Source organism: Rhodoferax sp., assembly GCF_028688795.1.
Taxonomy (GTDB): Bacteria; Pseudomonadota; Gammaproteobacteria; order Burkholderiales; family Burkholderiaceae_C; genus Rhodoferax.
On record NZ_JAQTXM010000005.1, the window covers coordinates 131,936 to 143,874 of the forward strand.

Sequence of the window (11,939 nt, forward strand, 5' to 3'; positions counted from 1 at the left end):
TCATGAACAACCTGCCTGGACTCAACTTTCAACTCGGTGAAGACATTGATGCGCTGCGCGACGCGGTGCGCGACTTTGCCCAAGCCGAGATCGCCCCGCGTGCGGCCGAAATCGACCGATCCGACCAGTTCCCCATGGATCTGTGGCGCAAGATGGGTGATCTTGGCGTGCTGGGGATCACCGTGGGTGAGGAATACGGCGGCGCCAACATGGGCTACCTGGCGCACATGATCGCCATGGAAGAAATTAGCCGGGCCAGCGCCTCGGTCGGCCTGAGCTATGGCGCCCACAGCAACCTGTGCGTGAACCAGATCAGGCGAAACGGCACACCCGAGCAGCGCCAAAAATACCTGCCCAAACTGATCAGTGGTGAACATGTCGGCGCGCTGGCCATGAGTGAGCCTGGGGCCGGCAGCGACGTGTTGTCGATGAAGCTGAAAGCTGAAGACAAAGGCGGTTATTACCTGCTCAACGGCAACAAGATGTGGATCACCAACGGGCCTGATGCCGACACCCTGGTGGTCTATGCCAAGAGCGAACCCGAACTCGGCGCACGCGGCGTCACGGCCTTTTTGATCGAAAAGGGCATGCCGGGTTTCAGCATTGCGCAAAAGCTCGACAAACTCGGCATGCGCGGCAGTTCAACTGGCGAGCTGGTGTTCAACAACGTGGAAGTGCCTGAGGCCAACATTCTGGGTGGCCTGAACATGGGCGCCAAGGTGCTGATGAGCGGCCTGGACTATGAGCGCGCGGTGCTCACTGGCGGCCCGTTGGGCATCATGCAAAGCGTGATGGACAACGTGATTCCCTACATTCACGACCGCAAGCAGTTCGGCCAGAGCATCGGCGAATTCCAGCTGATTCAGGGCAAAGTTGCAGACATGTACACCGTGCTCCAGGCTGGGCGAAGTTTTGCCTACACCGTGGCAAAAAACCTCGACCTGTTGGGCACCGAACACGTGCGCCAAGTGCGCAAAGACTGCGCTTCCGTCATTTTGTGGACGGCTGAGAAAGCCACCTGGATGGCGGGTGAGGGTGTGCAGATTTTTGGCGGCAACGGCTACATCAATGAGTACCCGCTGGGGCGGCTGTGGCGCGATGCCAAGTTGTATGAGATTGGGGCGGGGACGAGTGAGATTCGGCGGATGTTGATTGGGCGGGAGTTGTTTTCTGAGACGTGTTGAACCGAGTTCAGTTGTGGGTGTTGTTTGGGGACAAATTCAGCCAAAAACCAAATAGGCAAAATGGCAGGCCATTCAACATCAGAAACCCAGAAAGAAATCCTGCCGCATGAGCTCTCTCAAACACCTGCTTGACAACAACCGCAACTGGGCCGAGCGCATGGAACTGCAGCGCCCTGGGTTCTTCAGCCAGTTGGCGCAAATCCAGTCACCTAAATACCTGTGGATTGGCTGCTCTGACAGCCGCGTGCCGGCCAATGAGATCACCGGGCTGGACCCGGGTGAAATATTTGTGCATCGCAACATCGCCAACGTGGTGGTGCACTCTGACCTGAATGCGCTCTCTGTCATCCAGTTTGCCGTCGATCACCTCAAGGTCGAGCACATCATGGTGGTCGGGCATTACGGTTGCGGCGGTGTGTTGGCGGCGCTGCGCGGCACCCGCGTGGGCTTGGCCGACAACTGGCTGCGCCATGTGCATGATGTCAAGCTGCGCCATCGCCGCCGTCTGGACCATTTGAGTGTGGCCGATCAGGAGGACACCTTGTGCGAGATGAATGTCATTGAGCAGGTGGGCAACGTGGCCCTCTCCAACGTGCTGCAGGACGCCTGGGCGCGTGGGCAAAAGGTGGCTGTGCATGGCTGGTGTTATGGCCTGAAAGACGGTTTGGTGAACGACTTGGGCGTCAGCATGAGGGGCACGCATGAAGTGGTGAACGTGTTTCGCAATGCCTTCAAACGCTACCCTCGTCCCATGCAGCAACTCTGAGTGGCACAGCGGGCGCCAATGGCCGCAGATTTTATATGAAAAATAGCCTTCTATCCCTTGTGAATAAAGCGTAGCTAGCTATAAATAAAAGAGCAGATATGTTTCCTATTCGCCTTGACTCCACCCTCGCCTATGACATTGCCAAAGCCCTGATTGACGGGTTTAACCGCCATTACCGGTTGTTTCGTACCGAATCAGCACGCGCCAAACACCGGTTCGAGACGGCAGACTGGGCTGGTCAACAGCGCGCCCAGCGTGAGCGTATTGAGTTTTATGACCTGCGGGTACGCGAGTGTTCCAACCGTCTGGAGCGTGAGTTCAAGGCCGGCGAGCAACCCATGGACATCTGGCATCAAGTCAAGTTGCATTACATCGGGTTGCTGGTAGACCACCACCAGCCGGAGCTGGCCGAGACGTTTTTCAACTCGGTCACCACCAAAATCCTGCACCGCAGCTACTTTCAAAACGATTTCATTTTTGTGCGGCCGGCGGTCAGCACCGAGTACATCGAGAACAGCGAGTCTGAAACACGCCCCACCTACCGAGCCTATTACCCAACGCCCGACAACATGCATGCCGTGTTGCTACGGCTTGTCAAGGATTTTGGCCTGCACTGTGATTTTGAAGATTTGCCGCGTGACGCGGCTTTGGTCACCGCCGCCATCATCCCCTTGCTGGGCACGAGCAAGCTGCACGCCAACTTTCAGTTGCAGGTGCTCTCCAGCCTGTTTTACCGCAACAAGGGTGCTTACGTGGTGGGCAAGATGATCAACGGCTTCCATGAGGTGCCCTTTGCCCTGCCGATTTTGTACACCCGTGGTGAAACGCAGTTGGCCATTGACGCGGTGCTGCATGGTGAGGACGACATGCACATGCTGTTCAGCTTTGCCCGGGCTTATTTCATGGTGGACATGGACATCCCGAGCGCCTATGTGCAGTTTTTGCGCAGCATGATGCCACGCAAGCCACGCAACGAGTTTTACAACGCGCTGGGTCTGGCCAAGCAAGGCAAGACGCTGTTTTACCGTGATTTTTTATTTCACCTGCGCCATTCCACCGACAAGTTTCGCATTGCACCGGGCATCAAGGGCATGGTCATGCTGGTGTTTGACTTGCCCAGTTTTCCCTATGTGTTCAAGGTCATCAAAGACTTTTATCCACCGCCCAAAGACACCAGCCGCGAGCAGATCAAGGACAAGTATTTGCTGGTCAAGCAGCATGACCGGGTGGGGCGCATGGCCGACACGCTGGAGTACAGCGAGGTGGCTTTCCCGCGCAACCGTTTCACCGACGAGCTGATTGCCGAAATCGAAAAATTTGCCCCCAGCCAGCTTGAAATCAGCGACCGCGATGGTGATGGCCAGCTTGAAGTCATCATCAAGCACGCCTATATTGAACGGCGCATGATCCCGCTCAACATCTTCCTGCAAGAGGCCTTTGACGCCGGGGGTGCCGACCCGAACAACACCTCATCCGCGGCGCTTCAATCCAGGCAGCAGCTTGAGCGCGGTGTGATCGAATACGGCAACGCGCTGAAAGACCTGATTGCGGCCAACATCTTCCCCGGCGACATGCTGTGGAAAAACTTTGGCATCACGCGCCACGGCAAGGTGGTGTTTTATGACTACGACGAGATCGAATACATCACCGACTGCAAGTTCCGCAAGGTGCCCACGCCGCGCTGTGAAGAAGATGAGATGTCGGGCGAGGTCTGGTACACGGTGGGTCCGCACGATGTGTTCCCCGAAACATTTGGCCCCTTTTTATTGGGCAACCCGGTGGTGAAAGAGGTGTTCATGAAACACCACGCCGACCTGCTGGACGCCGCCTACTGGCAAACCCACAAGGAGCGCATTCAGGCCGGTTATGTGTACGACGTGTTTCCGTATGACCAGAACAAGCGGTTTCATCTGGCCCGCCCGGACGCCGAGTTGCGCCAGTCGATTTAGAGGTCATGCGTTCCGTGACGACGCTTGCTGAATGAGCTTCACCACAGGTCGTGCGCTGACACTTTGTCAAAGTACATGTCGCCTGTTCTGCCGATTTGACTGGGCTCTGACTCGGACGGTGCTGGCGGGTCGGTGCCCAGTGCGCAGGCGAGCCGGCCCACTTCAGCCAGCGCATCCTGTTCCACCGCGCCCCAGGCGCCGGCGAAGCTCAGGCGCAGAAAATTCTGGTACTGCTGACTGGCGCAAAACAATTGACCCGGCCCCACCAGAATTCCCAGGGACTTGCAGCGCGAGAACAAGACCATCGTGTTCGAGGGCTTGGGCAATTCGACCCACAGGGTGTAACCCGCTGGTGGGTCGTAAACCCGTGTGCCTTTCGGAAAATGGGCCTGTATCAGCCTGCGGGCTTGCCCCAGACGTTGCTTCATTTGTGTGCACAACCGACGCAGATGCGCCTCGTAGTTGCCTTGGGTGAGCAAATCGGCCAGCGCGTGCTCCAGCACCGCGTTGGTGGATGCACCCTGCACCCGCTTTAACGTGGCCACAACTTGGCTCCAACGCCCCGCCTCGACCCAACCCAGGCGGATGCCGGGCGACACGGTTTTTGAAAACGAGCCGCAGGTCATCACCCAGCCTTGCGTGTCAAACGCCTTGACGGCTTTGCGCCGGGCATCGCTGGCCAGCAGGTCGTTGAATACCACGTCTTCAATCAGCGGCACCTGGTGTTGCGTTACCAGTTGGGCCAAGGCGCGTTTTTGTGTCAAAGGCATCACGGCACCCTGGGGGTTGGACAGGGTGGGTACCAACAAAATGGCGCGGATGGGCTGGGTTTGCAGGGCCAACTGCAGCGCTGGCAAGGACACGCCGGTGCGCGGGTCGGTGGGTATGGCGATGGTTTTCAGGTTCATGGCAGCCAGCAAATCCAGAAACCCGAAGAAGGTGGGGCTTTCTACCGCGACCAGATCACCGGGCTGGGTGACCGCCTGCAAGCAAAAAGCCACGGCCTGGATGCATCCCGCTGTGATGACAATGTCCTCGCCCCGCAGCGCACAGCCCAAGTGCAGTGCGCGCAGGGCCACGGCATCACGCAGTGCAGACGTGCCAGCCGAGCTGGTGTATTCAATCAAGGTGTTGCGTTTCAGGCGTGTGGCCCGGCTCAAGGCCACGCGGATGTGATCGGTGTCAAAAAAATCCGCGTCTTTGGGGGAATAGCCGGCAAAACTGGCGAGCGTTTTGGCCGTCGCAAGGGTTGCCTCTGTGTCCCCCCGCATTTTGATTGCAGCGGGCTGTTGCCGGATTTTTCGCATCAGCTCGGTGGCCCGGGCGTTGCTGGCGGCCGCTACAAAATAGCCAGCCTTGGGCCGTGGTTGCACCAAACCATGTTCTTCCAGATAGCCAAATGCCTGCACCACGGTCGACACCGACACCCCGTCCTGCGCCGCCGAGTCCCGCACTGACGGCAACCGCTGGCCGCCCTTAAGTGCGCCATTGGCCACCATTTGCGCCACGCGCAGGGCAATCTGCAGGTAAAGCGGCATCGCGTTGGTGGCTGACAACAGCGTGTCGGTGGGGGTCACAAGGTTGGGTGTCATGGCCTTCATGCTAAAGCCTATCGGGGTTTTTGCAGTGTCTGCGTCACGAAAACAAGCAGTACAGATGCGGCGCAAGCCAAGCCGTACAGATGCCTGCAAATCAGGTCTTGCCGCGCCGCACTTGGACGCGTTTTGTGTCTAGGCAACGGTGTCTTCAGCGCGGACAGTAGGGCACAACTTTCAAGGAGCCACACCATGCGTCAGATTCCACCCGCTTTCACGCTCATGCCCCTACAGTCTCGCCTGATCAACGCCACTGAAGGCTTTCGCCTTGAGGTGCGCAGTGGCTGCCTGTGGTTGACGCGCCCCGGCGACGCCGTAGACCGCTTTTTGGTCGCCGGCAGTACGATCGAGCTGCACGAAAACCATGTGCTGATTCAAAGCGACCGCCAGCCCGGGGGCGCGCCTGTGGTGCCTGCGGCTTATGTGCTGGTGTCGCTGGCCACCCCGGTGATGCCCAGGAGTCGCTGGCTTCGCCCGCGCTGGACGAGTCGCCTGGTGGTTGCGCCTCAGGGTATGAATGCTATTAAATAGATAGCTGCTTGCGCTTTATTTATAAGGGCTACAGGCACTTTTTTCTTATAGAACTCTTACTCGCTCAGTCACAAGGCAGCGATGCTGAAGTGTGTTGACGTTGACGTAAACGTCAACTCTTACAATCCAGGCTTCTATTCATACTCAGGAGCCCCTCATGTCAGAGCAAATTGTGATCGTCAGTGCCGCCCGCACCCCCATGGGGGCTTTTCAGGGCGACTTTTCCAGCTTGGCCGCGCATGACCTGGGGGGGGCCGCGATACGTGCCGCCGTCGAGCGTGCGGGCGTCGACCCCGAGCTGGTCAATGAGGTGATTTTTGGCAACTGCCTGATGGCCGGCCAAGGCCAGGCGCCAGCCCGCCAAGCGGCACTCAAAGGCGGGCTGCCGCTTAGCGCGGGCGCAGTCACCATGAGCAAAATGTGTGGCTCGGCCATGCGCGCGGCCATGTTTGCCCACGACATGTTGGCGGCAGGCAGTGCCGACGTGTTGGTGGCTGGTGGCATGGAAAGCATGACCAATGCCCCGTATTTGCTGCCCAAGGCGCGCGGCGGCTACCGCATTGGCCACGACCGCATTTTTGATCACATGATGCTCGACGGCCTGGAAGACGCCTACGAGCCGGGTCGCTCCATGGGCACCTTTGGCGAAGACTGTGCTGCCAAGTATGGCTTTACCCGTGAGCAACAAGACAATTTCGCCACAACCAGCGTCAAACGTGCGCAAGCGGCGACAACTTCAGGTGCATTTGCCGCTGAAATCACGCCTGTGACCGTCAAGGGCCGGGCTGGCGACAAGGTGATCAGCATCGACGAAGGTCCAGGCAAGGTCAAGCTTGACAAGATCAGCTCGCTTAAACCGGCCTTCAAAAAAGACGGCACCATCACCGCTGCCAGCAGCTCCAGCATCAACGACGGTGCAGCCGCGTTGGTGATGATGCGCGCCAGCACTGCTGCCAAGCTCGGACTCAAGCCCTTGGCCCGCGTGGTGGCCAGCGCCGTGCATGCGCAAGAACCCAACTGGTTTGCCACGGCCCCGCTGGGCGCGGTCAACAAAACCCTGGCCCGGGCCGGCTGGAGCGTGAAAGACGTGGACTTGTGGGAAGTGAACGAAGCCTTTGCCGTGGTGCCGATGGCCTTGATGCATGACCTCAACCTGAGCCACGACATCGTTAATGTGAATGGCGGCGCTTGCGCCCTGGGCCACCCGATTGGCTGCAGTGGTGCACGCATCATGGTCACGCTGATGTACGCCATGCAGGCGCGTGGCCTCAAGAAGGGTGTGGCAACGCTGTGTATTGGTGGCGGCGAAGCCACCGCCGTGGCACTGGAAATGCTCTAACTTGCGTCTTTTTGCGTCATGGCGGCGCACAGCTTGGCGGCCGCGGCAAAGTCAAAACCTGCCATGGCAGCCGCCAGCGGTTCAAAGTCGGGACGGCGCGTCACGGCTTCTGAGCGTTGCAGTTCTTCAAACACCGCCAGCGCTTGCATGTCCGAGGCCTTGAGCAGGGGTTGCAGCAGATTCAGCAAGCGCAGGTCAGCTGTAGACAGCTGGCCTTGGGCGCTGCTTGATGCGGGCGGCGTTGCGGGTGTGGTGCACGCCAGAGCGACCTGACCAAGCACGGTTTGTGTGTTGACCACCGCGCCTCGAAATTCTTCACATAAGCTGGCTTGATCAAGCGCGGTGATGCCAACGCTGGCATCGGCTTGGGCAACTTTCACGGCCAGTTCGGCTTTGCGTGCAACGGCCGCCATGTAGCTTGCCCCGACCGTGGCCGACAGACCCTTGACCGTGTGCAGCAGCCGGGTGGCACCGGTCAGGTCTGCGTCTTGCAGGAGACGCGCCAACTTGTCCGGCTGGGTGGCGATGTCACTCAAGTAAGACTGCAGCACCCGGGCATACAGGGGCCGGTTGTTACCCAGGCGCTCCAGCGCTGCGGTGACATCCACAGCATCAGTGGGTGGCAGAGGCGGTTCTACCGTGCCGCTTGGGGTGCCAGAGGCCTTCAGTGTGTCTGGGCTGGCTGCCGCAGGCTTGGCTTGCGTGGCAGTTGCAGTTGCTGCGCTGGCCGCAACGTCTTGCGTGTCAGTGGCAGTTTGGGTCAGGGCGGTGGTGCGGTTTGGGCACAGCTTTTGTAAAAGACTCACCAACTGTGTCAGGTTAAAGGGCTTGCCCACATGTTCGTTCATACCAGCAGCCAGGCAGGCATCGCGGTCAGAGGCCATGGCGTTGGCGGTCATGGCAATGATGGGCAATTGGCGCAGCCCAAGGTTTTCGCGCAGCATGCGGGTGGCGGTGTAGCCGTCCATCACGGGCATCTGGATGTCCATCAACACGGCATCAAAAGGCTTGCCGGCGGCCATGGCCTGGCGCACCGCCTCCACACCCAGTTGGCCGTTGTCCGCCAGCGCGACATGTGCGCCTTGCTGGCTGAGCATTTCTTGCGCCACTTGCTGGTTGATGAAGTTGTCCTCCACCACCAGCAGGTGCAGGCCAAGCAGTGGCTGCGGCCTGTCTTGCTGAACCGGCGCAGGGGCGGGTTGGCTGCGGCTTGCCAGTGCGTCCACCACGGCGTCAAACATCATGGAGGCTGTGACGGGTTTCACCAGGAAGCCGTGCAGGCGAGCCTGGTCTTCGGCGCTGCGCTGTGACAGGGTCTCGCGTCCGTGAGCGGTGACCATGATCATCAGAGGGGGCTGTGCCTGTGGCCGCGTCTGGGGGGCGGCAGCTTGCAGTTGCTCAAGGGTTTGCCAGCCGTCCAGGTCGGGCATGTGCCAGTCGATGAACATGGCCTGAAACGGTGCCTGGCCTGCACTGGCACGCTGCTGCACCAGCGCCAGTGCCGCAGCGCCATCGGCCGCAGTCTCTACTTGCCAGCCTAGCGACTCGGCCATGGCGCCCAGCACCTCGCGCGCGGTGGGGTTGTCGTCTACCACGAGCACGCGCAATTCTTTTGCAACAGGTTCTTGGGGTGTTGTTGGGGGGGACGCTTGTGGCGCCAGGGGCAGCGTCACGGTAAAAGAAAAAGTGCTGCCTTGCCCCAGCACGCTTTGCAGGCGCAATTCGCCGCCCATCAAGGCGACCAGTTTGCGGCTGATGGACAAGCCCAGGCCAGTGCCGCCAAAACGCCGCGTGGTGGAGGTTTCAGCCTGCGAGAACCCGGTGAAGATGTGCTGCTGGTTTTCTGGCGCAATGCCAATGCCGCTGTCACGCACGGCAAACTGCAGCGTGGCCTCGCTGTCGGTGTGTGCCAGTGGCTTGATGCTGATCACCACCTCGCCTTTTGGTGTGAACTTGATGGCGTTGCTGGCCAGGTTGATCAGCACCTGCTGCAGGCGCAGTGCGTCACCCAGCAGGGCTTTGGGCGTGGCAGGGTCGATGTCAAACAACACCTCAACCGGCTTGGCGCCCAGGTTGGCAGAGACAATCACCGACAGGTCGCGCAACAGCTTGTCAAGGCGAAAAGCGCGCACCTCAAGTGTCATCTTGCCGGCATCTATCTTGGAAAAATCCAGAATGTCGTTGATCAGCCCCAGCAGCGACTCGGCGGCGCCTTCGGCCTTGTTGGCGTAATCAAGTTGGCGTTTGTTGAGCTCGGTGTTTTGCAGCAACTTGAGCATGCCCAGAATCGCGTTCATGGGGGTGCGGATTTCGTGGCTCATGTTGGCCAGAAACTGGGCTTTGACCTGAGTGGCGGCTTCGGCGTCTTCCTTGGCCAGCTGCAGGTTTTCTTCCAGCAGCTTGTTGGCCGTGATGTCGGTGCGAATGCCAATGTAATGGTGCGGTAGTCCGTTCTGTCCTAGCAGTGGCACGATGGTGGCGCTGACCCAGTAAAAAGTGCCGTCTTTCTTGCGGTTTTTGACATCACCATGCCACACTTTGCCTTGGGTGATGGTGTGCCAGAGGTCCTCAAACAGTGCTGCGGAGTGTTCACCCGATTTGATGATGCGGTGGTTCTGGCCAATCAGTTCGGCCTCGGTGAAGCCGCTGATGTCGCAAAAGCGCTGGTTGGCATAGGTGATGTTGCCCTGCAGGTCGGTGATGCTGACAATGGCATGTTGGTCCAGGGCAAATTTCTGGCTGTGCAGCTCGGCATGCTGCAGCATCAGTCGCTCGGACATCAGGTTCAGCGCACTGCCCAGCGCTTCAATCTCGGTTGAGAGGTGCGACACCTGGAGTTGCCGGCCCATGCGGGTGTCCATCTGGCTGGCAAATTCGGTGGCTTCACGCAGGGCCCGCATGCTGGGGCGCAACAGCAGCGCCAACAGCAGCAAGGTGACCAGTGTGGCAATCGCCACAGCCCGGGCGGTCTGTTTGTAGATGTTGGCGGTGATGGCATCAAAAGCGTCGAGCCGGTAATTGATGCGGATCCAGCCCATAGGCATGCCGCCTCCAATGCGTTGCCAGGCCGTCAAAATGCCGCCAGTACCGGCCAGAAAGTCACGCTGGGCCGCGTTGTGGGCTTGGGTCGTCAGCACCGAGTCGGGCTGTGATGTGTCGGGCACGTTGGCGCGTGCCGCACCGTAGCGGGGTGACCAGAACTTGTTCTGGTTAACCACCTCGGTGATCGGCCTGCCATCCAAATCGGTCACCAGCACGGAGTAAATGCCATCTACCGTGGAGAGTTGCTGCAGCAGCGGCTCAACACTTTCTGGCTCGTTGGTTTGCAAAAAATGTGCACTGATCGTCGCCAGGTTTTTGGCCAGAGACACCATGTGCTCCGACACGTTGTGGCGGGCCTCTTTGACCTCGGCATTTGCGCGGTAGGCACCATAACCCATGATGGACAGCACCAGGCAGACCGAAATCAGCAGCATCAGCTGCCATTCAAGGCGACGTGGTAGCCATTTGAAAAATCTTGTCGATTTGGTCGAGTGGGGGAGGGCGGCTTGCACTGTCATGTCAGGTGGGGGCGGGCGGGACAAAAGTTAGCCCGATGTTAATTCTTCGCTGCAAATGCGCGCCCGTCCGGCGTTCTTGGCGCAGTACAACTGGGCGTCAGCCAGCGCCAGCAAGCTGGCTGCATCGGCAACGCCGTCCCCTTTGAAGCCAGCCACCCCCAGGCTGATGGTGACCATGCTTGCCGCGTCAGAGTCGGCGTGCGCAATGGCTTTGTGGCGCACGCTTTGTTCCAGTTCCCGGGCCAGGCTCAGAGCGTCGGCAAAAGCCGTGTCGGGCAGGATGCAGGCAAACTCCTCGCCACCATAACGTGCCACCAAGTCGGCTGGACGGCGCAGGTTTTCTTTCAGGGTGAGTGCGATCTGGCGCAGGCAGTCGTCACCCGCCTGGTGGCCATAGCGGTCGTTGAAGCGCTTGAAAAAATCAACGTCGATCATGATCAGGGCCAACGGTGACTGGGCACGCATGGCGCGGGCCATTTCGATGGCCAGTTGTTGGTCAAAATAACGCCGGTTGAAGACCCCAGTCAGACCATCTAGAAACACCAGCTTGCGCATCAGGTCGGTCTGGAATTTAAGGGTCAGCTGCGTCTTGACACGGGCCCGCACCACAGCCGGGTTGACCGGTTTCGAGATGAAATCCACCGCGCCCAGCTCCAAGCCGCGCGTTTCTTGCGCCGCATCGGTGTGGGCAGTGACAAAAATTACCGGAATATCGCGTGTGCAGGCATCTGCCTTGAGTGCTGCGCACACCTCAAAACCGTCCATCTCGGGCATCACAATGTCCAGCAGCACCAAGTCAGGTGGGGTGGTGCGGCAAAAGGCCAACGCCTGCGCGCCACTGGTGGCCATGAACACCTGATGGTCTGCGGAAAATATCTGGTGCATGACCTGGATGTTGATCGGCTGGTCATCCACTGCCAACAGCCGCGGCTTGGCGGCAGGCGCACCGAGCAGTCCGGCAAGCGTGCTGTCAGTTTGTGGCGTGGTGGCGTGTGGCAAGCGAGGCATTCAAAGT

8 protein-coding genes are annotated in these 11,939 nt (G+C 59.4%); 5 read left to right on the forward strand and 3 right to left on the reverse strand.

All coding sequences use genetic code 11. The features are described 5' to 3' along the window. Positions 1-2: 2 nt before the first annotated feature. The 3 genes from PHQ58_RS05805 (at position 3) to aceK (ending at position 3,899) form a co-directional block, all read left to right on the forward strand. Positions 3-1,184 (forward strand): isovaleryl-CoA dehydrogenase, encoded by a 1,182-nt coding sequence (locus PHQ58_RS05805; protein ID WP_300108260.1) that lies wholly within the window; start codon positions 3-5, stop codon positions 1,182-1,184. 106 nt (positions 1,185-1,290) lie between these two features. Further along, positions 1,291-1,950, forward strand: a complete 660-nt coding sequence (gene can, locus PHQ58_RS05810; RefSeq protein WP_300108263.1) for a carbonate dehydratase — start codon at positions 1,291-1,293, stop codon at positions 1,948-1,950. 98 nt (positions 1,951-2,048) lie between these two features. Beyond that, positions 2,049-3,899 (forward strand): bifunctional isocitrate dehydrogenase kinase/phosphatase, encoded by a 1,851-nt coding sequence (gene aceK, locus PHQ58_RS05815; protein WP_300108266.1) that lies wholly within the window; start codon positions 2,049-2,051, stop codon positions 3,897-3,899. A gap of 38 nt (positions 3,900-3,937) precedes the next feature. On the opposite strand, the gene PHQ58_RS05820 is transcribed toward aceK, so the two are convergent. Then, entirely contained in the window at positions 3,938-5,491 is a 1,554-nt protein-coding gene (locus PHQ58_RS05820; RefSeq protein WP_300108269.1) for a PLP-dependent aminotransferase family protein, read from the reverse strand. Positions 5,492-5,686: 195 nt separating this feature from the next. Between PHQ58_RS05820 and PHQ58_RS05825 the strand changes: the two genes are divergently transcribed. Together PHQ58_RS05825 and PHQ58_RS05830 are read left to right on the forward strand one after the other, a co-directional pair. Continuing rightward, a complete protein-coding gene (locus PHQ58_RS05825) occupies positions 5,687-6,025 on the forward strand; it encodes a DUF2917 domain-containing protein (protein ID WP_300108272.1) in 339 nt (112 codons plus the stop codon). 157 nt (positions 6,026-6,182) lie between these two features. Continuing rightward, complete coding sequence (locus tag PHQ58_RS05830) at positions 6,183-7,364, forward strand: acetyl-CoA C-acyltransferase (RefSeq protein ID WP_300108275.1); 1,182 nt, start codon at positions 6,183-6,185, stop codon at positions 7,362-7,364. Here PHQ58_RS05830 and PHQ58_RS05835 read toward each other — a convergent pair. Both PHQ58_RS05835 and PHQ58_RS05840 read right to left on the reverse strand, forming a co-directional pair. Beyond that, positions 7,361-10,924 carry a response regulator gene (locus tag PHQ58_RS05835; RefSeq protein ID WP_300108278.1) on the reverse strand — a complete coding sequence of 1,188 codons (3,564 nt, stop codon included), beginning with the start codon at positions 10,922-10,924 and terminating at the stop codon, positions 7,361-7,363. The two genes, PHQ58_RS05830 and PHQ58_RS05835, sit on opposite strands and share 4 nt — an antisense overlap. 27 nt (positions 10,925-10,951) lie before the next feature. Beyond that, positions 10,952-11,932 (reverse strand): diguanylate cyclase, encoded by a 981-nt coding sequence (locus tag PHQ58_RS05840; RefSeq protein WP_300108281.1) that lies wholly within the window; start codon positions 11,930-11,932, stop codon positions 10,952-10,954. Positions 11,933-11,939 lie beyond the last annotated feature (7 nt).

Coding starts and splice junctions, on each gene's coding strand:
- PHQ58_RS05805 (WP_300108260.1), top strand. CDS start 3: ATGAACAACCTGCCTGGACTCAACTTTCAACTCGGTGAAGACATTGAT.
- can (WP_300108263.1), top strand. CDS start 1,291: ATGAGCTCTCTCAAACACCTGCTTGACAACAACCGCAACTGGGCCGAG.
- aceK (WP_300108266.1), top strand. CDS start 2,049: ATGTTTCCTATTCGCCTTGACTCCACCCTCGCCTATGACATTGCCAAA.
- PHQ58_RS05820 (WP_300108269.1), bottom strand. CDS start 5,491: ATGACACCCAACCTTGTGACCCCCACCGACACGCTGTTGTCAGCCACC.
- PHQ58_RS05825 (WP_300108272.1), top strand. CDS start 5,687: ATGCGTCAGATTCCACCCGCTTTCACGCTCATGCCCCTACAGTCTCGC.
- PHQ58_RS05830 (WP_300108275.1), top strand. CDS start 6,183: ATGTCAGAGCAAATTGTGATCGTCAGTGCCGCCCGCACCCCCATGGGG.
- PHQ58_RS05835 (WP_300108278.1), bottom strand. CDS start 10,924: ATGACAGTGCAAGCCGCCCTCCCCCACTCGACCAAATCGACAAGATTT.
- PHQ58_RS05840 (WP_300108281.1), bottom strand. CDS start 11,932: ATGCCTCGCTTGCCACACGCCACCACGCCACAAACTGACAGCACGCTT.